Below are 19,793 nucleotides of genomic sequence, written 5' to 3'. Positions count from 1 at the left end.
CAGAACTCAGTCAATTCCGGCTGTTGAGATGCCGCACCTGCCGCAGTGCTGGGAACAGATAGGCCCACAAGCCAGCGACGGCGATGGCGCCGATGCCGCCGATCACCACGGCGGGAACCGTGCCGATCAGCGCCGCCATGGTGCCGGCGCGGAATTCACCGACCTCGTTCGAGGCGCCGACGAAGACCTGGTTGACGGCGTTGACGCGGCCGCGCACCTCGTCCGGCGTCCAGAGCTGGATCAGCGTCTCGCGGATGTAGACGCTGAACATGTCGGTCGCTCCAAGCAAGGCGAGCGCGACGATGGACAGCCAAGTGATGGTCGACAGGCCGAACAGCATTATCGAGGCGCCGTACAAGGCGACGAAGCCGAGCATGATCTTGCCGGCATGGTCGCGGATCGGATGGCCGGCCAGCCAGACGGCGACGCAGATGGCGCCGATGCCCGGCGCCGAGCGCAGCAGTCCGAGCCCCCAGGGACCAAGCTGCAAAATGTCGCGCGCATAGACCGGCAGCAACGCAAAGGCGCCCGACAGGAGCACGGCGAACAGGTCGAGCGAGATCGCACCGAGCACGATCTTCTCGCCCCAGATGTAGCTGAAGCCGGCAAACAGCGTCTGCATCGTCGGCTTGTCGGTGGCCGTCTGCTGGGCAGGCTTGGGAATGGTGAACACAAGCATGCCCGCAACCAGCATCAGCACAGCGGCGGTGGCGTAGGCGACTTCCGCCGACACGCCGTAGAGCAGGCCGCCGGCGACCGGGCCGACGATGGTCGCCGTCTGCCAGGCCGACGAATTCCAGGCTATCGCGTTGGCGAAGTCTTCCTGCGGCACGAGATTGGCGAACAGCGAGGACGAAGCGGGGCCGTAAAAGGCGCGGGCTATGCCGAACATCACTAATACGGCAAAGATCGGCAGCGGGCCGGTCAGGCCGCGCAGCGTCAGAAGCAGCAGGGCCAAGGCGCAGCCGGCCTCGACCAGGGTCGCCAGCGTCATGATCAGCCGGCGGCCGAAGCGGTCGGCGACGACGCCGGTGACCAGGACCAGGAGCAGCGAAGGCAGGAACTGGACGATCCCGACAATGCCGAGGTCGAACGGATTGCGGGTCAGGTCATAGACCTGCCAGCCGACGGCGACCGAGACGATCATGGTGGCGAAGGTCGTGAGGAAACGCGCCGTCCAGTAGCTGAGGAACGGGCGGTGCCGGAACGCGGCGTAGCGCTGGTCTGGTGACGTTGTTTCGGCTGTCATGATTCGAGGGCCCCGTTGCGACAAAGGCCGGCGGGGCACTTCCACGGTGGGCGCTGGTCCGGCCGCAACCCTTTAGCCCAGTTCGTCTTGCCATGCGCGTAAAAAATCCGCGCTGGCGCGAAGAAAATCGAAATTCCCTGCTCTGGTGAGGCGTTCAGTCCCTCAAAGCGGCCGAGATGGCTTCCAGCCCGCCGCGCAACTCCGCCTCTTTCGGCCAGCCGAAGCCGAGACGGAAGAAATGCTTCGGCATCTCGAACCAGTGGCCGGGGCCGACATAGGTGCCGTATTCCGCCAGCAGCCTGGTGTAGAAGCGGTCAAGGTCGAAGCCGGCATCGACGTTGAGCCGTGGAAAGCCGACGACGCCGCCTTGCGGCCGCACCCAGTCGACCAGTGGCTCGCCGTCGATCCAGTCCTGCACGACGTCGCGGCGCCTGGCCATTTCGGGGAGCAGCGAGGCGAGGAAGGTATCACGGCGTTCGAGCGTGGCGCGGGCGATCGCCTCGTCGATGACGCTGCCGCAGATGCCGATCTGCTCCTTGGCGGCGAGGAAGGTCTCCTGCAATTGCGGATCGCGGGTCATTAGCCAGCCGATGCGGATGCCCGGAATGCCGAAGGCCTTCGACAACGAGCAGACGCTGATGGCGGCGGAGCTGAGCGAGGCCGCCGACGGCAGCCGGGCGCCATAGGAGAGGTCGCGATAGGTCTCGTCGACCAGCAGGCGGCATTTGCGGCTTTCGGCAAGCGTAATCAGCGCGTCGAGATCGGCGCGTGTCATCATCGTGCCGGTCGGGTTGTGCGGGCAGGTGACGCTGATCAGCCTGGTGTTCGGCCGCAGCTCTGCCTTCACACGGTCGATGTCGATGGCAAAGCCCTCGTCAAAATCGAGATCGATGTAGGAGATGGCGCAGCCGATCGCCTTCGGTGTCTCGATGTTGGTGGCGTAGTTCGGCCGCACGACCACGAGATGGTCGCCGGCCGACAGAAGCGACGTGGCGATGATGAACAGCGCGCCGGCCGCGCCAGCGGTCACCAGCACATCATCGGGGGAAAGACCGCTGTCCTGCCCGGCGATAAGCGCCCGCAGTTCCCTGTCGCCGCGATGCTCGCCATAGAACAGCGTGAGGTCGGGCAGCGTGAGACCGATGTCGGAAAGTTTCCGGTCTGCGATCGAGCTTTCGGAAAGATTGTAGCGGATGCGCTCGTAGCCGTATTCCTCCGGCGCTTCCTTCTCGATCACCATCCTGGCGTAGTTCATGGCCATGTCCCCAAGCGGTTCATCCTTTTAAACAAACCGCGCGTCCTGTTTTGACGCAATTCCGTACGGCTTTCCTGGAATTGCCAGGTGGAACGGTATCCAAGCCATAAAAGCAGGAAGCCTGCCAAGGCTGATTCCTCGGCAGGCTTCCCTAAACCATTGGTGCAGGCGCGTTATTTCAGGCCGGGGCTTTGGCCTTCCTGGCCCTTGCAGGCTTCGCCGGCTCCGGTTCCGCCTTGCGGCCGAGGCCGATCGACTTGGCGAGCTGCGAGCGCGAGGCCGCGTAGTTGGGCGCGACCATCGGGTAATCCACCGGCAGGCCCCATTTGGTGCGGTAGGCTTCCGGTGTCAGTCCGAAATGCACGCCGATATGCCGCTTCAGCGATTTGAACTTCTTCCCGTCCTCGAGGCAGATGATGTAGTCCGGCGTCACCGAGCGCCTGGGATTGACGGCGGGAACCGGCGGGGGCGCCGCGGGCTCCGCCGGCTGGCTGATCCCGCCGATCGAAGAGGCGACGCTGGCGATCAGTCCGCCCAGGTCGGAAGCAGGCAGGCGGTTTTTGGCGACATAGGCCGATACGATATGAGCGGTGAGCTTGAGCAGGTCGATTTCCCTGGCTGTGCTGGTGTCCTCGTTCACGTAGTCCCTCCATTTCTGCCGCAAGGTCGCGAAAACGATCCGGTTTTCGCGGTGTAATGTCGAAGCGCTGCGAGCGTTGTTTGCGAATTCGGGAAGCCGCAGGGGCCGCAGGCCGGCGAATTCCTAGTCGGCAAATCTGCGCGGCGCAACATTTTGTCGCGTCAATACACGCTGTTTTGAACAATTATACTGAAATGTAACTATATCAGACGACCAGCGCCTTGTCGCGCCACAGACGAAATCCACCCTCGAATGCGCGAGTGTTGTCGCCGCGCCGGGATTTTTCCGGCAATTGATCGAGCTTGTCGACATTGCCGCCGCCGATCACGACATAGTCCGGCTGCAAGGCGGCGCGAAGCCTGTCGACAACGTCGAAAACGTATTTGCGCCACTTCTTCTTCCCGTGCTTCAGTAGGCCGCGTTCGCCGACATAATCCTCGAAAGTCGCTCCCTTCTTGTAGGGCAGATGGGCGAGCTCCATGGGCTGGCCGACATTCTTGATGATCATGGCGGCGCCCAGGCCGGTTCCGAGGCCGAGGAACAGCATGCGGCCGCCGTCATAGCTGCCGATCGCCTGCATTAGCGCGTCGTTGACGAGCTTCACCGGCTTGCCGAAAGCGGCGGTGAAATCATAGCCGTTCCAGCCCTTGCCGAGATTGAAGGGATCTAGCGAGGGCTTGTTGTCACGCACGGGGCCGGGATAGCCCATCGAGATGACGTCATAATCCAGGCCCTCGGCCAGTTTCTTGACCGACGAGACGACCTGGTCCGGGGTCAGGTTCGGTCCGGACGCGACGCGGCGCATCTCGCCGCCTGCGCTGGTGAGGATCTTCACATGCGAGCCGCCGACATCGACGGTGAGCACGATCGGATCGCCGGTCGCCGCGGCTTTCTTTGCTGCCTTCGCCATCCGTCCTCCCCGAAAATTATTTGCTCGGATTGATCCAGCCGTCGGGTGGGCCGAAGCCGTTCATGGCATCGACCGGCCCCCAGGTCTTGGGCGCATAGGTGGCCGGCGCCGCGGTGTCGCCGAGCACCGGGCCGACGATGCGCCAGGCAAGCTCGGCCGCGTCCTGGCGCGTGAAGAGCTGGCCATTGCCGTTCATGGCGTCGCCGATCAGCCGCTCATAGGGCGGCATGTCGCCCTTGGTGTCGTCGAGCGCGGTCAGCTCCACCTGCTCGCCGATCATGTCGTCGCCGGCGACCTTGCGCTGGGCGCCGATCGAGATCGCCACCTGCGGGTCGATGCGGAAGCGCACATAATTGGCGTCGCCCGGCTTGATCGGATCGAAGACGTCGAGCGGCGGCCGCTTCATACGCACGATCACTTCGGTGGCGTGCACCGGCATGTTCTTGCCGGCGCGAATGAAGAAAGGCACGTCCCGCCAGCGCCAGGTGTCGACGAAGAAGCGCACTGCGGCGAAGGTCTCGACCGGCGAGTTGGGCCTGACGCCCGGCTCGGCCAGATAGCCGTCGAATTGGCCGCGCACGACATCGTCCTTGGTCAGCGTGCGGATCGCGCGCAGCACCTGCACCTTCTCGTCGATCAGGTCGTCGGCCGAGCGGCCGACCGGCGGCTCCATGGCCAAAAGCAACAGGATGTTGAGCAGGTGGTTTTCGATCACGTCGCGGATGCAGCCGACATCGTCATAGAATTTGCCGCGGCCCTCGACGCCGAAATCCTCGGCCATGGTGATCTGCACGCTCTCGACGAAGTTGCGGTTCCAGATCGGCTCGAGGAAGGAGTTGGCGAAGCGGAAATAGAGCAGGTTCTGGATCGCTTCCTTACCGAGGTAATGGTCAATGCGGAAGATCGACTGCTCGTCGAACACCAGATGCAGCACCCGGTTCAGCCAGCGCGCCGACTGCAGGTCGTGGCCGAACGGCTTTTCCACCATCAGCCGCGCGCCGCGCGCGGTGCCGGACTGCTCCAGCCCTTGCACGACCGTCTCGAACATTGCCGGGGGAACGGCCATGTAGTGCAGCGGCCGCTGCGCGGAACCCAGCGCCGTCTTCAGCTTCTCGAAGGTCGCGCCGTCGCGGTAGTCGCCGCTGACATAGCGCAGCAGCGAGGCGAGCTTGGAAAAGACCTTGTCGTCGGCACGGCCAAGCGCGGTGACGATGCCGTCGCGTGCACGGTCCACCAGCTTGGGAAGGTCCCAAGGCTCGAAGGCGACGCCGATCACCGGCTCGCTCAGCGTGCCTTTGGCGACCATCTGGTAGAGCGCCGGGAAAATCTTTTTGTGCGCAAGATCGCCGGTCGCTCCGAAAAGCACCAGCGTATCGGACCTCTCCTGGCTCATGCAGTCTCTCCCTTCACGCGCCGGTCTTCGGCTTCTCGACATGGCCGCCGAAGGCATAGCGCATGGCGGACAGAAGCTTGTCGGCGAATTGCGATTCGCCCTGGGAAGAGAAGCGGTCGAACAGCGCAGAGGACAGCACCGGCGCCGGGACGCCGGTGTCGATCGCCGCCTTCAGCGTCCAGCGGCCTTCGCCGGAATCGGAGACGCGGCCGCCGAACTGGGCGAGCGCCGGGTCGTTCTTCAGCGCGCCGGCAGTGAGATCGAGCAGCCAGGAGCCGATGACGCTGCCGTGCCGCCAGACCTCGGCGACCTGCGGCAGGTCGATGTCGAACTGGTAGTATTGCGGGTTTTCGAGCGGGCTGGTCTCGGCGTCGGCTGTGCGCTGCCTTTTGCCGGCATTTGCCGACTTCAGGATGTTCATGCCCTCGGCATAGGCGGCCATCACGCCATATTCGATGCCGTTATGCACCATCTTGACGAAGTGGCCGGCGCCGCTCGGCCCGCAGTGAAGATAACCGAAGGGCGCGGTTCCGGCATCCTTGGGCGGGTTGGCGCCCGCATCGGCGCCCGGCGCCAGCGTGGCGAAGACCGAATCGAGATGCTTCACAGCGTCATCGGGGCCGCCGATCATCAGGCAATAGCCGCGCTCCAGGCCCCAGACGCCGCCGCTGGTGCCGACATCGACGAAGTTGATGCCCTTAACCGCCAGCTTGGCCGCCTGGTCGACGGCATCGTGATAATAGGAATTGCCGCCGTCGATGATGATGTCGCCCGGCTCCATCAGCGCTGCAACCTGGTCGACGATCCTGCCGGTGATCGCGGCCGGCAGCATCAGCCAGGCGCAGCGCGGCTTGGCGAGCTTGGCGACGAACTCCTCCAGCGAGGCGGCACCGACCGCGCCGTCCTTGACCATGCCGGCGACGCTTGCCGAATTGATGTCATAGACGACGCATTCATGGCCGTCGCGCATCAGGCGCCGCACCATGTTGGCGCCCATCCTGCCCAGTCCCATCATTCCGATCTGCATGGTTTCATCCCGATTGCTTGAGGAAGGAGAAGTATAATGGCCCTGCTGGATCACGATTGGGCGCCAATGCCGACGCTGAAGTCGACATTCTCCCAACGCATCGCCCCGAGCCAGAAAAAAGTGAAGACGATGGTGGTTCCCGGCTGCAGGCGGTTAACGGGCAAATCCACCAGGTGAATGCCGAACGCATTCTCGGTTGTCTTGCTGTCCTGCACGGTCAGCCATTTGTCGCTGCTCCAATGGACGACGCCAGGCGCCGACAATTCGACGCGCAGCGCCTTGCCGGCCGGAATGGAGCGGATCTTGTGGTTGAAGCGCCAGATCCTAAGCGGCGAGACCGTCTGGCCCTTGATATAGCGTTCGACGCCCTGGGGCGGCAGGTCGAAGACGGCGCCGTCGCGCAGCGAGCGCAACAGCTTGACGTGCTCGGCATGCGCCCAGACCAGCGGCATGGCGCTGCCCGAAGGGGCGCCCAGCCGCAATTCGCGGTCCGGCATGTCGGGGCGATCCCAGACCTGCTCCGGCAGGAGGCCGCCGACGCCGGCCGAACGTTCGAAAGTCTCAAGCAGTTGCGCCGCCCTATCCCCGCGGCCGGCGGCCAGCTCGTAATGGGCGCGCTCGCCGGCGAGCAGCGGCCACGGCCGCCCCTGGCCGGTGCCGTCGAAAGGCGAGCCGTCCTCGTGCTCGCCATAGCCGTCGCCGGTATAGCGGTACCAGAGCGGCCCCTGCGGCAACTCGCAGCGCAGCTCGGCGTCGATGGCCTTGACGGTGTTGACGATGCGCGGGTCGTCCGCGGCCCTGAGGCCGAAGCGGACCAGCGCCAGCGCATCCGGGCTGATGATCGCCTCGGCGGGCTTGTCGGTGTCGCCCGGCGGCCGGTTCTTGATCGGCACGAAGCCGTCCTTCGGAGACGCGGCGCCGCCATTGTCGGGCGGCGCGATGCGGACATAATATCCGTCGATTCCCGCCTTGGCGCCTGCCTGCGTACCGGTCACATAGGTCCAGCGCTCGACCTGGTCGTTCCAGCAATCGGCGGTCTCGCGCAGATAGTTTGCCGGCTCATTCTTGCCGCAAGCGTCGAGCATATCGGCCGCTGCAAGCAGGCCCGCTATTTCCACGGCCAGCGTGAATGGGCTGTAGCCGGCATCCTCTTCCCAGCGATCCTCGCCGGTGACCGGGCCGTTGCGCACGATATAGGCGGCCGCGTTCTCGATCATGCCCAAGAAGTCGGCGAGCTTCGCCTTCGGCAGATGGCCGGCACGGCGCAAGGCATCGGCGAGCAGCAGCGGAAAGGCGCATTCATCCATCTGGATGCCGGGCCAATAGGCGGTGCCGTCGGACCAGCAATTTTGCGGCCAATGGCCGTCCGGCTGCTGGATCGAACGCAGATCGGCGAGGATCTGCAGCGCCTGCCTGCCGTCGCCGGCCGCCAGGAAGCCACCCGCCGTTTCGACCAAGTCGCGCGGCCAGATGAGGTGATAGCCGCCGAGGTCGTCGTCGCCCTTGTTGAAACCCCAGGGGATCGACAGGCTGGCGACCGCGGCGCCCGGTCTCGCGATCGACAGATGCGTTGCCAGCACCGCGGTGCTGGTGCGGTAGGTGTTCAGGCCGGAGGCGCCGCGGCGGTCGAGTTTTTCCAACCCTGCCTGAAATGTTCGCCAGTTCTCGACATAAGTCTTCGCGGCCGGCTCGAAACCCTGTTTCAGGCTTGCCAAGGCAAGCTCCGCCGCTTCTTCCGGCGAGGCGCCGAAGCCGAGCGCCAGCAAGGCGACCGTCCCGCCGGCCGAAAGGCCGATCTCGCCGGTCAGCGCGACATTGCCGTTTTCGGCTGCATGACAGGAAGTATCGAGCGCGCCGTTGTCGTGCAGTTGCTGCCAGCCGTCGGAAAAGCCGACATAACCGGCCGAGCAGGCGCCCCAGGGCAAAGAGGAGGCGAGCGCGAGCGACACGCCGCGCCCTGTGGCGAAGAGAAGACGCTGCCCCTTGTGCTCGCCGATCCAGGCCGTATTGCCCATGCCGGCATTGACGAGGTGCGGCGCAAGCAGCGCGTAGACGCGATAATCAGCCAGCGAGCCCTTGATCGCGCTGAAATGCACTTCCTGCAGCAGCACAGGTCGTTTCGAATCCGTAACGATGCGCTTCTCGATCCGGTAAGCGCCGTCGGAGGCGATGTTGGTCAGCCGGTAGCCAGGCACCCCGTCCTCGAAAGGGTCGACAGTGTGGGCCGCATCGCGCTTCTCTTCGGAAAAATAACCGCCGGGGCCGGTGACGACCAGCCCCAGGTCGCGCGTGCAGGCGCTGTCGAGGTGCGGATAATAGATTTCATTCAGGATGCCGTGGCTGGTGGTGAACCAGAGCGGGCTTTTTGCCGAAAGCGCGGTTCCGACGCCACTCTTGGCACTTGACGTCCAGCGCGCCGGAATTCCGGGCGCGCCTTTAGCAACGGTCGGCGTCACTGCCATGCACTGGCCTCCTGCCGCGTTCCTAGACCAGGAGTCGCCGTCTTTTCAATCGTCGCACCGCAAGTTGATCGAGCAGTGCCAATGGTTTGGAGTTGACAGCTTGCGGTTCCTCTGCATTTGTCTGACAATAGATAAAAAACAGAGAATTCGCGTTTAGTAGCAGCAACCTCGGGAGGAACCGACATGAAGAAACTGCTCGTATTGAGTGCATTTGCGGCGATGCTCGTCTCGGGCACCGCGCTTGCCGACACCAGCGGCAAGAAGATCGCCTTCTCCAACAATTATGCCGGCAATTCGTGGCGCCAGGCGATGCTCGACAGCTATGCGATCGTCACCAAGAAGGCGGTCGAGGACAAGGTGGTCGCGGCAGCGGATGTCTTCACCACCGCCGACAAGGAAGTGCCGACTCAGGCCGCCCAGGTGCAGAACCTGATCCTGCAGGGCTATGACGCCATCGTCATCAACGCCGCGTCGCCCGATGCGCTGAACGGCGCCATCAAGCAGGCCTGCGATGCCGGTATCGTCGTCGTCTCCTTCGACGGCATCGTGACCGAGCCTTGCGCCTACCGCGTCGTCGTTGACTTCAAGGACATGGGCAAGCAGGAAGTCGAGCAGATGGCCAAATTCCGGCCCAAGGGCGGCAATCTGCTGGAAATCCGCGGTCTCGCCGGCACCTCGATCGACGATGCCATCCATGCCGGCATCCTCGAAGGCGTCGCCGCCCATCCCGAGTTCAAGATCGTCGGTTCGGTGACGGGCGACTGGGACCAGACGACGGCGCAGAAGGCGGTGGCGACCATCCTGCCGTCGTTGCCGGATGTCGTCGGCATCGTCGACCAGGGCGGCGACGGCTATGGCGCCGCGCAGGCCTTCGCCGCGGCCGGCAAGCCGCGCCCGACCATCATCATGGGCAACCGCCAGGACGAGCTGAAGTGGTGGAAGGAGCAGAAGGAGAAGGACGGCTACAAGACCTGGTCGGCCTCGATCGCGCCCGGCGTGTCGACGCTGGCCTTCTGGGTGGCGCAGCAGGTCCTCGATGGCCGCAAGGACATCCCGCATGACCTCCTGGTGCCCTATCTCGCCTTCACCCAGGACGATTTCGAGGCCGCGCTGCCGAAGATCAAGGAAGGCGGCGTCGCCACGCACGAATACACGCAGGAAGAAGCTATCGCGGCGATCAAGGCCAACATCAAGCAATAGCGGTGGGCACATTGCGGTCCGCATCGCCAACCGGATAAAGTTGAGGATGCTTCAGGCTATTGCGGATATCGTCAGGCTCAACGGCGCCGAAAAGCATTTCGGCGCCGTTCGGGCGCTTAACGGCGTCGACTTCCATGTCGGCGCCGGCGAATGCGTCGGGCTGGTCGGGCATAACGGTGCCGGCAAGTCGACGCTCATGCACATGGTGGCCGGCACGCTGCGGCCGGATGGCGGGCAGATCGCCGTGCGCGGCAATCAGGAAGCGAGCTATTCGGTGGCGCGCGCGCTCGAGCTTGGCATACGCTGCGTCTTCCAGGAGCTGTCGCTCTGCCCCAATCTCAGCGTCGCCGAGAATACCCGCATCAATCATCCCGCGCTCACCGGTTTCGGCTGGCGGCGCCGGGCCGCCGACCTCATCCGCGCCAAGCTGGACGAGATCTTCCCGGACCACGGCATTTCGGCGGACGACATCGCCGGCGACCTTTCGATCGGGCGGCGCCAGATGGTCGAGGTGGCGCGCGCCTTCACGCTGACCCGCGAGCCGCTGCATCTGGTCATCCTCGACGAGCCGACCTCGTCGCTCGACGCGCATACGGCGGGCCAATTGCTTTCATTCGTGCGCCGCTTCGTGGCGGCCGGAGGCAGCTGCATCCTGATCTCGCATGTGCTGGGCGAGGTGCTGCAGAACGCCGACCGCATCGTGGTGATGCGCGACGGCAAGGTGGTCGCGGCCGACGCCGCGAGCGCGTTCGACCGCGACAGGCTGGTCGCGGCCATGGGCGGCGCCGAGGGACATCACAAAGCCGCCGCCGAGGCCCGCAAGACCGAGCCAGGAGCGCTCAGGGTGCGGGCACGCCCGGCCAGGCAGCAGGACGGCAAGGAGCTTGTCGCGCGCGCAGGCGAGATCATCGGCCTTGCGGGACTTGCCGGCCATGGCCAGACGGATCTTCTGCTGGCGATCTTCTCGGCCGCCTCGCGCGCCAGGACCGGCATCGAGGTCACCGCGCCGGTGGCATTGGTCGCCGGCGACCGCCAGTCGGACGGCATCTTTTCGCAATGGTCGATCGCGCAGAATATCGGCATCCGCTCGCTGGCGCGGCTGCGCAACGGTCTGCTGATCTCGCCGCAGCGCGAGGCCGAGCTTGCCGAATTCTGGAAAAAGAAGATCGGCATCCGAACGCCGGACATGAACAACAACATCTATTCGCTGTCGGGCGGCAACCAGCAGAAGGCGCTGTTTGCCCGCGCGCTCGGCTCCGACGCAGAGATCGTGCTGATGGACGACCCGATGCGCGGCGTCGATATCGGCACCAAGCTCGAAGTCTACGACCTCGTGCGCGAGGAGGCCGCCAAGGGCCGCACCTTCCTCTGGTACACGACCGAGACCGAGGAGCTCGACAATTGCGACCATGTCTACGTCTTCAAGAATGGCCGGATCGTCGCCAATCTTGGGCGCGACGAGCTGACGGAGGAAAAGATCATCCAGTCCTCGTTCGGCGATGCGGCCTGAGATGACGGCGATCGCTCCCGGCACCGTTCCGAAAGCCTCGCCGCGCGGCAGCGCCGCCCGGGCGCGCATGCTGCGCGGCCTTTTGCCGGCTTTGTCGCTGGCGCTGGTGCTGATTGCGATTGCCTGGCTCAACCCGCGCGCCATCAGCTATTTCGGCTTCAACCTGATGCTCAACCTGGCGATCCCGATCGCGCTGGCGACGATCGCGCAGATGTTCGTCATCGCCGGCAACGAGCTCGATCTGTCGATAGGAACGTTCGTCGGCTTCGTCGGCTGCGTCACCGCGACATGGCTGCGGGACGCGCCGCTCCTCGGCATTCTCGTGCTCATGGGCTCGATTGGCGTCTATGCCCTGCTCGGCGCGCTGATCCACCTGCGCAATTTGCCTTCGATCGTGGTGACGCTCGGCATGAGCTTCGTCTGGCAGGGGCTTGCGATCCTCATCCTGCCCAAGCCCGGCGGCAAGGCGCCCGACTGGCTGCTGGCGGTCATGTCCTTTAAGCCGCCTTACGTCCCGTTCCCGATCGTGGCCGCGCTGCTGATTGCCGCGGTCGTACATTTCGGCCTGATGCGCACGTCCTATGGCGTCATCCTGCGCGGCTCAGGCGGCAATGCCGCGGCGCTGAGGCGCGCCGGCTGGTCACTGCTCAAAACCAAGATCGTGCTGTTCGCGCTGACCGGCCTGTTCGGCGTTCTGTCCGGCATGGCGCTGATCGGCATCACCACGTCGGCCGACGCGAATATCGGCAATGGCTATACGCTGCTTTCGATCGCCGGCGTCATTCTCGGCGGCGGCGAGTTCGTCGGCGGCAGGGTGTCGCCGATCGGCGCCGTCCTTGGCGCGCTGACGCTGGCCTTGGCCGCCTCGCCGCTTTTGACCTTCATGCACATCCCGCCCGACTGGCAGGTGGCCGCCAATGGCGCGATCCTGATCATCGTGCTGGCGGCGCGGGTGCTGATCAGCCGCAGGGAGAGGTAGGCGATGACCTCAGTGCGGACACTGCTTGAAAAACCCTGGATCTGGTCCTTCGTCGGCGCGGTCGTCGTCTGGCTGGCAACGATTGCCTTCACCGGCGGCTACGGCGCCGGCGGCATGGTCACGGCGGCGCTGTCGCTTGCCGTCTTCACCGTCATTGTCGGCGTCGGCCAGATGTTCGTTATCACGCTGGGACCCGGCAATGTCGACCTGTCGCTGCCAGCCAATATCGGGCTGGCAAGCGCGGTCGCCATGAAGGTGATGGGCGGCAGCGACGCCATGATCCTCGTCGGTCTGCTTGCCGCACTTGCCTGCGGCGCCGCGATCGGCGCGATCAACTACCTGCTGATCTGGGCACTGCGCATCCCGCCGATCATCGCGACGCTGTCGGCGAGCTTCATCATCCAGTCGGTCGACATCAGCTACGGCCGCGGCCTGCAGATCAAGCCGCCGCCGGGCTTTGCCGACTTCACCAACTGGCAGGTGCTGGGCATTCCGGTGCTGGCGATGCTGACGGTTGTCTTCACCATCGGCGCCGCGCTGGCGCTGCAGCGCATGATCTACGGCCGCTCGGTGCTGGCAATCGGCCAGAACATCCGCGCCGCATGGCTCGCCGGCGTCCATGTCGGCCGCATCCGCTTCCTCACCTACACGCTGTGCGGCGCGCTCGGCGGCATCGACGGGGCGCTGCTTGCCGGTTATTTCCGCGGCGCCAATGTCGATATCGGCAACGAATACCTGCTCGCCTCGATCGCGGTCGTGGTCATCGGCGGCACCTCGGTCGCCGGCGGCAAGGCCAACGTGCCCGGGGTCTGGGGCGCCGGCCTGTTCCTGGTGCTCCTGCTCACCATGCTCAACACGTTCGGCGTCAGCGCCGGCGTGCGGCTGGTGCTGACCGGGCTGATCATCGTCGGGGTGATCACGGCGGCCGGCGGCGAGAAGGCCGTTCGGTAGCCTTATTTGGCTGTCTTGGCGCGCGCGATCGCGTCGACGATCATCTTCTTGGCATATTTGGAATCGTGCCAGCCCTCGATCTTGACCCATTTGCCGGGCTCGAGATCCTTGTAGTGCTCGAAGAAGTGCTGCACCTGCTGGCGCGTGATCTCGGGCAGATGCGTGTATTCGGTGACGTTCTCGTAGCGCAGCGTCAGCTTGGGCGAGGGGACCGCGATCACCTTCTCGTCCTGGCCGGCATTGTCTTCCATAATCAAGACGCCGATCGGCCGTACATTGATGACGCAGCCCGGCACCAGCGCGCGGGTGTTGCAGACCAGAACGTCGATCGGGTCGCCGTCGCCCGACAGCGTGTGCGGCACGAAGCCGTAATTGCCTGGATAGCGCATCGAGGTGTGCAGGAAGCGGTCGACGAACAGGGTGCCGGCCTCCTTGTCCATTTCATATTTGATCGGCTCGCCGCCGATCGGCACCTCGATGATGACGTTGACGTCCTCAGGCGGGTTCTTTCCTGTGGGCACGGCTTCGATACGCATGGCTAAATCCCTCTCTCGATTGCAAGACCGATAGCGGGCGAAACGTCATGGTGCAATGCGGCGAATGGCACTGAACGCCAATGGAAGCGCACAGTTTGTGATGGATTGTAACCTAGGCGACGTCAGTCATTCCAGACGAAAGCCACTTTCTTGAGCGCCTTCTGCTCGAAGACTTCAACGCCTTCGGCGATATCGCGGCCGCCATTGCCGGCGTAGAAGGCCAAGGCGTTGTGATTGTCCTCCAGCGCCCAGACCACCAGGCCGCGCAGGCCGTGGTCGGCGAGCCGGGCCTTGGCCGCCTTGAACAGCCGGCTGCCGAGCCCGATGCCCTGATATTCCGGACGAAGATAGAGCTCGTAGATCTCGCCCTGCTGGCGGAGCTCGCGGGCGCGGTTCTTGCCGATCGTGGCATAGCCGGCGACGGTTCCGCCGATCTCGACGACCAGCACGGTGGCGGCGCGGCGAATCGCGTTGGCCCACCAGTCGACGCCGCGACGGTTGATCATCGAAGTCAGCGTGCGGTGCGGGATGATGCCGGAATAGGCGCCGCGCCAGGCTTGCTGGTGCACCTCGGCGATGGCGCTCGCGTCGCGCGGCTCTGCCTTCCGGATGTCGATCGTCAGCGTGTTCATGATTGGTTAACCATAAACCCGCATCGGGCGATTGCAAAGAGTCCGCCAACACGCCTCCGCGCTTTCGCACAGGCGAAAGGTGGGTGCGCCGACGAGGCGTTCATTTCCGTAAAATCAGCGCAAACGCCGGAGATTGGCTGAAGCCGCCCAACCTCGTCATTCTATGGCCGAGCAAGGAGCGAAGCGACGCGGCGCAGACCCTAGAAATCCATGCCGTGACCTTAAGGCGTTGCCATGGCGCAGAATTCTGCTCCGTTGCACGCTGTGGCGAAGGTAACGGCATGGATTCTAGGGTCTTCGCGACGGAGCTCCGCTCCTGCTCCGCCCTAGAATGACGATCGCGATGGGCGTTTCGGCCAATCTCCAAGGCGTGTCGCCTGCCGACGCAACAGAGCCGACCGGTCAAGATCCCAATACGGGAACTAGTCAGATTTCGACGAGATGATCGTCGAGTTCGTTGGCGTCGCCTTCGGTGACCGGGAAATGCTCGGCGAGCACCGCGCCGACCGTACCGATGGCCTTGACGAAGCCGTCGGCCAGCCGGTCGTCACCGGCATGTCTGGTCAGATCGCCCACCACGCCGTCCCAGACATGCTGGCCGACCTTGGCGTCGATACCGGAATCGGCGACGACCTCGGCATAGCGCTCGGCAACGGAGACGAAGATGAGCACGCCGGTGCGCGCGCTCGTGCGGTGGACGTTGCGGGCCAGGAACTGCTTCATCGCATTGGCGTGCGCCGCCTGATAGCGCAGCCTTCTCGGCACGAAATGAATGCGCAAAGTGGGCAGGAACCAGAGCAAAACGAGCACCGAGGCCAGCGCCAGCGCTTGCGCCAGCACGAAATGCGGCAGCCGTATGGACAGCCACCATGCCTCCAGCCCATAGGCGACGGCAAGGCTGGCGACGAACACGCCGATCGTCGTCGTGAACGCGGCCGGAAAGAAGTAGCCGTCGCTGGCCCGAGCGACGACGCAGTAGATCTCGCCGTCGGTCTTCAACTCGGCGGTGCGGATCGCTTCGGCGATGCGGTCATGGTCCTCGGCGCTGATCGGTCGCGTTGCCATGATGCCTCACCAGCTTCCCGAAGAGCCGCCGCCGCCGGACGAGCCGCCGCCGCCTGAAAATCCGCCGCCGCCGCCGCCCGAGGACCAGCCACCGCCGCCCGAGGACCAGCCTCCGCCCCCGGACGACCAGCCGCCCGAGGAAGAGCGCCGGTTCTGATCGAAAGTCATGCCCAGCCAGCGATAGCGGCCGGGTCCGATCTTCTGGCCGAAGATCGGCGGAAGCACCGTCATCGCGATGCCGCCGAAGAAGATCAGCGCCCAGATGGTGATGAAGATGGCGAAGAACAGGTCGTCTGAATTGAACGGCGCCTGCTCGTTGCGCTTGCCGCGCGCTTCCAGCTCCTCCGGATTGCCCTCCAGGACCATGATCATGTCGTCGACGGCCTTGGTGATGCCGCCGGAGAAATCGCCGGCGCGGAAGGCCGGCACCATGTCGTTCTCGATGATCAGCTTGGTGTGCAGGTCGGTCAGCGTGCCTTCCAGCCCGTAGCCGACCTCGATGCGCATCTTGCGGTCGTTGGGCGCGACCAAGAGCAGCACGCCGTTATTTTCCTTGGCCTGGCCGAGCTTCCAGAAGCGGAACAGCCGGTTGGCGTAAGGCTCGATCTCCTCGCCGCCGAGGCTGGGTATGGTGGCGACGACGATCTGGTCGGAGCCTTTTGTCTCGAAGTCGGCGAGTTTTTGCGTGAGGGACGCGCGCGTGCCGGCATCGATGATGCCGGCATTGTCGACGACGCGGCCGGTGAGAGCGGGCAGGTCGGCGGCGAGGGCGGCGAGGGGGAGAAGGAAAAACGAGAGAAGCAGGCCAAGAACCGCGGGGTATGCGTTCTGTCGCGCCCCCCTCTGTCCTGCCGGACATCTCCCCCTCTTGGGGGGAGATTGGACGTCACGCCGACCTTCGCCAATCTTCAGCGTTGAAGAGGGGGCGAGGTTGTCGAAACTGCCAATCTCCCCCCTTGAGGGGGAGATGTCCGGCAGGACAGAGGGGGGTATCAACACGCCAGCGGTCCGTCTTTTCGCAGAATTACATTCCGACGACCGTCGAGCCGCTCACCCGCCCTGCTTCGTGCTCGTGCCGAAATCGACCTTCGGCACCTGCATCTTGTCTTCCTCGACGGTGAAGTTCGCGAACGGCTCGTTGCCGCGGAACCAGAAGGTCGCCCACAGCACGGACGGGAAGGTCTTCAGCGTCAGATTATAGTCCCTGACCGCCTGGATGTAGTCGCGCCGCGCCACGGCGATGCGGTTCTCGGTGCCTTCCAGCTGCGCTTGCAGCGCGAGAAAATTCTGGTTCGCCTTGAGGTCGGGATAGGCTTCCGACACCGCGATCAGCCGCGACAGTGCGCTGGTCAGCCCGGCCTGGGCATCCTGGAACTTCTTCAGCGCCTCGGGATCCTTCAGCGTGTCGGGCGTCACCGTGATCTGCGTTGCCTTGGCGCGCGCCTGGACGACCGCGTCGAGCGTATCCTTTTCATGCGAGGCATAGCCCTTCACCGTCTCGACCAGATTCGGGATCAGGTCGGAACGACGCTGATACTGGTTGAGCACCTCGCTCCAGGCCGCATGGGCGTTCTCTTCCGCCGTCGGGATGGTGTTGTAGCCGCAGCCGGCAAGCAGCGGCAGCACGAAAGCCATCATCAGGAAGGCGGCAAGGCTGCGGAAGGGGGAGGCTAGTGAGAGGCGCTCGGCAATCATGATTGGTCCCTCGACAGAAGTTGCGCGCGAAGCATTACCACAATCCACGCGTAAGAAAATGTCCGGCCGATGACGCCTGCTCCGGCTCGGGCGAGAGCCCCTGTGAATAGTCGAGCGAACAGGATTTCATCTTCTTGTCTGACGCAATTCCGGTCGGAAGGCTGCGGCGAAGTAAGCCGAGCCTAAACGCTTCGCACTTTTCCTGGAATTGCTCTAAGGTCCGGGCAGGAAAGGGCAATTGCCATGGCCGAGCGCCAGGATGACGAGACCGAATCGCGCCGCATCCTCGAACGCGTGGCGCGCGAGACAGCGCCGGGCGGCGCGTCGTTCATCGTCCGCACGGCGAAGGACGCGCGCGACCGCGTGACCGCCGGCGACACCGACCGCACCGATCCCATCGAATATTGGGGTACCCGCATTGGCCGAACGCTCGGCTTCCTCATTGCCATTGGGCTATTGGCCTGGCTGGTGTATGCCGCAACGGGTGGCGGCTAGGAACAGATTTCCATGAGTGCAGAAAAAATCGACGCGCCGCGCGCGGTCATCGTCATCTCCAGCCATGTCGCCCGCGGCTCGGTCGGCAACCGCGCCGCCGTCTTCGCGCTGGAGACGCTGGGCTTCCCGGTCTGGGCGGTGCCGACCGTCATCCTGCCCTGGCATCCGGGCCACAGCCGGGCCACGCGCATCGTTCCGCCGCTCGATCAGTTCAAGGCGCTGATGGCCGATCTCGAGCGCGCGCCCTGGTTGGGCGAGGTGCGGGCCGTGCTGTCGGGCTATCTCGGCGAGGCCGGCCAGGCTGACGCGGTCGCCTCGCTGGTCGCCGCCGTCAAGGAAAAGACGCCGAACGCGCTTTACATCTGCGACCCGGTGATGGGCGATTCGGGCGGGCTCTACGTGCCCGAGCCGACGGCCGTCGCCATGCGCGACAAATTGATGCCGATCGCGGATATCGCCACGCCGAACCGCTATGAGCTAGAATGGATGGCGGGCGCGCCGCTGCCCGACATCAAGGCGGTGACGGCGGCGGCACTTCATGCCGGGCCTTCGACCATGCTGGTGACCTCGGCGCCCGCGATGATGGCGGGCGGCACCGGCAATTTCCTGCTCGACGGCAGCCAGGCGCTGCTTGCCGAGCACCGCGTGATCGAGAAGCCGCCGAACGGGCTTGGCGACCTGACTGCGGCCGTCTATCTGGCGCGCGTTCTGTCCGGCCAGCCGCCGGTCAAGGCGCTGCAATCGACCACCGCCGCCGTCTACGAGATCCTCGCTCGCACCGCGAAGCGCGGCGGCGACGAGCTGCAGCTCGAAACCGACGCGCAGAGCCTGTCGCACCCCATGGCGATGGTGCAGTTGCGCCATCTCCTGCATCCCGGGCGGGACAAGCGGGCGTGAAGCTCGCAGGCGTCGACGGCTGCAAGGCCGGCTGGATCGCTGTCCACCGCCAAGCGGACGCCGTGCCATCGGTCTCGGTCTTCCCAAGCTTCCAGGCGCTGCTCGACGCGCTGCCCGATGCCACGATCGCAGTCGACATGCCGATCGGCCTGCCGGATTTTTCGCGCAAGGGAGGCCGCGGGCCGGAAGCGCTGGTGCGGCCGCTGCTCGGGGCGCGGCAATCGAGCGTGTTCGCCATCCCCTCGCGGGCGGCGCTCTATGCCGACACCAGCGACTTCACCACGATCGAAGCCTGGTATGCGGCGCATCGAAAGGCAAGCGCGACGGCATTGGCAACGTCGGATCCGCCGCGCGGCGTTTCCATCCAGGCCTTCGGCATCTTTGCCAAGATCCGCGAGATCGATCAGCTGTTGATCTCGCGCCCGGAGTTGTGCCGCCGCATCTTCGAATCGCATCCGGAAGTGGCGTTCTGCCGGCTGAATGGCGGCACGGCGATGGCGCTGCCGAAGAAGATCAAGGGAGCGGTCAACCCGGCCGGCATGGAGGAGCGCAAGGCGCTGCTTTGTCGGCATGGCTACAGCAAAACCTTTCTCGACCAGGCGCCGCCACGTGGCGCGGCGAGCGACGACTTCCTCGATGCCGCGGCCATGATGCTGATTGCCGGGCGCATCGCCAACGGCGAGGCAAAACCTTCTCCAGATCCGCCATTGACCGATCGTTTCGGCATTCCCGTTGCTATCTGGGCCTGACGAAGCCATGAATGCCGCATCGCGATTGCGACGGGCTCATCCGCAATTCGGCATTGCTCGCGACCGACTTTTGCCGCTAGAGGCTTTGCCAGACTTCAGGCAGACATAGCTCGAACACCGACATTCGTGCCGCATCCAACCCGGAAAG

At 64.7% G+C, this 19,793-nt stretch carries 19 protein-coding genes; 7 read left to right on the top strand and 12 right to left on the bottom strand.

Going from position 1 to position 19,793, the window contains the following annotated elements; translation table 11 throughout:
* Window positions 1–10: 10 nt before the first annotated feature.
* From LB552_RS26225 to LB552_RS26195, 7 genes are all read right to left on the bottom strand, one after another.
* Window positions 11–1,249 (bottom strand): MFS transporter, encoded by a 1,239-nt coding sequence (locus LB552_RS26225; RefSeq protein ID WP_224611061.1) that lies wholly within the window; start codon window positions 1,247–1,249, stop codon window positions 11–13.
* A 154-nt stretch (window positions 1,250–1,403) separates the two neighbouring features.
* Entirely contained in the window at window positions 1,404–2,504 is a 1,101-nt protein-coding gene (locus LB552_RS26220; protein WP_224611060.1) for an aminotransferase class I/II-fold pyridoxal phosphate-dependent enzyme, read from the bottom strand.
* 178 nt (window positions 2,505–2,682) lie between these two features.
* A complete protein-coding gene (locus LB552_RS26215) occupies window positions 2,683–3,144 on the bottom strand; it encodes a MucR family transcriptional regulator (protein ID WP_224611059.1) in 462 nt (153 codons plus the stop codon).
* A 205-nt stretch (window positions 3,145–3,349) separates the two neighbouring features.
* Window positions 3,350–4,054 (bottom strand): ROK family protein, encoded by a 705-nt coding sequence (locus LB552_RS26210; protein ID WP_224611058.1) that lies wholly within the window; start codon window positions 4,052–4,054, stop codon window positions 3,350–3,352.
* 16 nt (window positions 4,055–4,070) lie between these two features.
* Window positions 4,071–5,447, bottom strand: a complete 1,377-nt coding sequence (gene zwf, locus LB552_RS26205; protein ID WP_224611057.1) for a glucose-6-phosphate dehydrogenase — start codon at window positions 5,445–5,447, stop codon at window positions 4,071–4,073.
* Between the two features lie 13 nt (window positions 5,448–5,460).
* Entirely contained in the window at window positions 5,461–6,474 is a 1,014-nt protein-coding gene (gene gnd, locus LB552_RS26200; RefSeq protein ID WP_224611056.1) for a phosphogluconate dehydrogenase (NAD(+)-dependent, decarboxylating), read from the bottom strand.
* Between the two features lie 50 nt (window positions 6,475–6,524).
* Window positions 6,525–8,936 carry a glucan 1,4-alpha-glucosidase gene (locus LB552_RS26195; RefSeq protein ID WP_224611055.1) on the bottom strand — a complete coding sequence of 804 codons (2,412 nt, stop codon included), beginning with the start codon at window positions 8,934–8,936 and terminating at the stop codon, window positions 6,525–6,527.
* A gap of 183 nt (window positions 8,937–9,119) precedes the next feature.
* Between LB552_RS26195 and LB552_RS26190 the strand changes: the two genes are divergently transcribed.
* From LB552_RS26190 to LB552_RS26175, 4 genes are read left to right on the top strand one after another with little or no spacing between them, the layout of a single operon-like run.
* Window positions 9,120–10,136 carry an ABC transporter substrate-binding protein gene (locus LB552_RS26190; RefSeq protein ID WP_224611054.1) on the top strand — a complete coding sequence of 339 codons (1,017 nt, stop codon included), beginning with the start codon at window positions 9,120–9,122 and terminating at the stop codon, window positions 10,134–10,136.
* Between the two features lie 46 nt (window positions 10,137–10,182).
* A complete protein-coding gene (locus tag LB552_RS26185; RefSeq protein WP_224547163.1) occupies window positions 10,183–11,646 on the top strand; it encodes a sugar ABC transporter ATP-binding protein in 1,464 nt (487 codons plus the stop codon).
* Between the two features lies 1 nt (window position 11,647).
* The gene (locus LB552_RS26180; RefSeq protein WP_224611051.1) at window positions 11,648–12,625 is read left to right on the top strand and encodes an ABC transporter permease; all 978 of its coding nucleotides are present in this window, start codon (window positions 11,648–11,650) and stop codon (window positions 12,623–12,625) included.
* 3 nt (window positions 12,626–12,628) lie between these two features.
* Window positions 12,629–13,576: an ABC transporter permease gene (locus LB552_RS26175; RefSeq protein WP_224611049.1), complete on the top strand. Its 948-nt coding sequence runs from the start codon at window positions 12,629–12,631 to the stop codon at window positions 13,574–13,576.
* Between the two features lie 2 nt (window positions 13,577–13,578).
* On the opposite strand, the gene ppa is transcribed toward LB552_RS26175, so the two are convergent.
* The 5 genes from ppa to LB552_RS26150 all read right to left on the bottom strand — a co-directional run bounded on the left by ppa (window position 13,579) and on the right by LB552_RS26150 (window position 17,504).
* Window positions 13,579–14,112, bottom strand: coding sequence for an inorganic diphosphatase (gene ppa, locus LB552_RS26170; protein ID WP_095769600.1), 534 nt, complete (start codon window positions 14,110–14,112; stop codon window positions 13,579–13,581).
* Between the two features lie 122 nt (window positions 14,113–14,234).
* Complete coding sequence (locus LB552_RS26165; protein ID WP_040991512.1) at window positions 14,235–14,744, bottom strand: GNAT family N-acetyltransferase; 510 nt, start codon at window positions 14,742–14,744, stop codon at window positions 14,235–14,237.
* Window positions 14,745–15,170: 426 nt separating this feature from the next.
* Window positions 15,171–15,809 (bottom strand): TPM domain-containing protein, encoded by a 639-nt coding sequence (locus LB552_RS26160; protein ID WP_224611047.1) that lies wholly within the window; start codon window positions 15,807–15,809, stop codon window positions 15,171–15,173.
* 6 nt (window positions 15,810–15,815) lie between these two features.
* Window positions 15,816–16,613 (bottom strand): TPM domain-containing protein, encoded by a 798-nt coding sequence (locus LB552_RS26155; RefSeq protein ID WP_224611080.1) that lies wholly within the window; start codon window positions 16,611–16,613, stop codon window positions 15,816–15,818.
* A 246-nt stretch (window positions 16,614–16,859) separates the two neighbouring features.
* Entirely contained in the window at window positions 16,860–17,504 is a 645-nt protein-coding gene (locus LB552_RS26150; RefSeq protein ID WP_224611045.1) for a LemA family protein, read from the bottom strand.
* Between the two features lie 243 nt (window positions 17,505–17,747).
* On the opposite strand from LB552_RS26150, the gene LB552_RS26145 reads away from it, so the two are divergent.
* Genes LB552_RS26145 through LB552_RS26135 form a run of 3 tightly spaced genes read left to right on the top strand, consistent with a single transcriptional unit; the run spans window position 17,748 to window position 19,645 of the window.
* Window positions 17,748–17,999 (top strand): hypothetical protein, encoded by a 252-nt coding sequence (locus tag LB552_RS26145; protein WP_224611043.1) that lies wholly within the window; start codon window positions 17,748–17,750, stop codon window positions 17,997–17,999.
* Between the two features lie 12 nt (window positions 18,000–18,011).
* Window positions 18,012–18,896 carry a pyridoxal kinase PdxY gene (gene pdxY / locus LB552_RS26140; protein WP_224611041.1) on the top strand — a complete coding sequence of 295 codons (885 nt, stop codon included), beginning with the start codon at window positions 18,012–18,014 and terminating at the stop codon, window positions 18,894–18,896.
* Window positions 18,893–19,645, top strand: a complete 753-nt coding sequence (locus LB552_RS26135; protein ID WP_224611039.1) for a DUF429 domain-containing protein — start codon at window positions 18,893–18,895, stop codon at window positions 19,643–19,645. The genes pdxY and LB552_RS26135 overlap by 4 nt, the downstream gene beginning before the upstream one ends.
* Window positions 19,646–19,793 lie beyond the last annotated feature (148 nt).

This window comes from Mesorhizobium sp. CA7 (assembly GCF_020165015.1).
GTDB lineage: Bacteria > Pseudomonadota > Alphaproteobacteria > Rhizobiales > Rhizobiaceae > Mesorhizobium.
The sequence above is the reverse complement of the archived record's forward strand: the minus strand, read 5'-3'. Positions and strand labels throughout refer to the sequence as shown.

What these genes read in the sequence shown, in the direction of transcription:
- LB552_RS26225 (WP_224611061.1), bottom strand. Translation starts at nt 1,249, where the DNA reads ATGACAGCCGAAACAACGTCACCAGACCAGCGCTACGCCGCGTTCCGG.
- LB552_RS26220 (WP_224611060.1), bottom strand. Translation starts at nt 2,504, where the DNA reads ATGAACTACGCCAGGATGGTGATCGAGAAGGAAGCGCCGGAGGAATAC.
- LB552_RS26210 (WP_224611058.1), bottom strand. Translation starts at nt 4,054, where the DNA reads ATGGCGAAGGCAGCAAAGAAAGCCGCGGCGACCGGCGATCCGATCGTG.
- zwf (WP_224611057.1), bottom strand. Translation starts at nt 5,447, where the DNA reads ATGAGCCAGGAGAGGTCCGATACGCTGGTGCTTTTCGGAGCGACCGGC.
- gnd (WP_224611056.1), bottom strand. Translation starts at nt 6,474, where the DNA reads ATGCAGATCGGAATGATGGGACTGGGCAGGATGGGCGCCAACATGGTG.
- LB552_RS26195 (WP_224611055.1), bottom strand. Translation starts at nt 8,936, where the DNA reads ATGGCAGTGACGCCGACCGTTGCTAAAGGCGCGCCCGGAATTCCGGCG.
- LB552_RS26190 (WP_224611054.1), top strand. Translation starts at nt 9,120, where the DNA reads ATGAAGAAACTGCTCGTATTGAGTGCATTTGCGGCGATGCTCGTCTCG.
- LB552_RS26185 (WP_224547163.1), top strand. Translation starts at nt 10,183, where the DNA reads ATGCTTCAGGCTATTGCGGATATCGTCAGGCTCAACGGCGCCGAAAAG.
- LB552_RS26180 (WP_224611051.1), top strand. Translation starts at nt 11,648, where the DNA reads ATGACGGCGATCGCTCCCGGCACCGTTCCGAAAGCCTCGCCGCGCGGC.
- LB552_RS26175 (WP_224611049.1), top strand. Translation starts at nt 12,629, where the DNA reads ATGACCTCAGTGCGGACACTGCTTGAAAAACCCTGGATCTGGTCCTTC.
- ppa (WP_095769600.1), bottom strand. Translation starts at nt 14,112, where the DNA reads ATGCGTATCGAAGCCGTGCCCACAGGAAAGAACCCGCCTGAGGACGTC.
- LB552_RS26165 (WP_040991512.1), bottom strand. Translation starts at nt 14,744, where the DNA reads ATGAACACGCTGACGATCGACATCCGGAAGGCAGAGCCGCGCGACGCG.
- LB552_RS26160 (WP_224611047.1), bottom strand. Translation starts at nt 15,809, where the DNA reads ATGGCAACGCGACCGATCAGCGCCGAGGACCATGACCGCATCGCCGAA.
- LB552_RS26150 (WP_224611045.1), bottom strand. Translation starts at nt 17,504, where the DNA reads ATGATTGCCGAGCGCCTCTCACTAGCCTCCCCCTTCCGCAGCCTTGCC.
- LB552_RS26145 (WP_224611043.1), top strand. Translation starts at nt 17,748, where the DNA reads ATGGCCGAGCGCCAGGATGACGAGACCGAATCGCGCCGCATCCTCGAA.
- pdxY (WP_224611041.1), top strand. Translation starts at nt 18,012, where the DNA reads ATGAGTGCAGAAAAAATCGACGCGCCGCGCGCGGTCATCGTCATCTCC.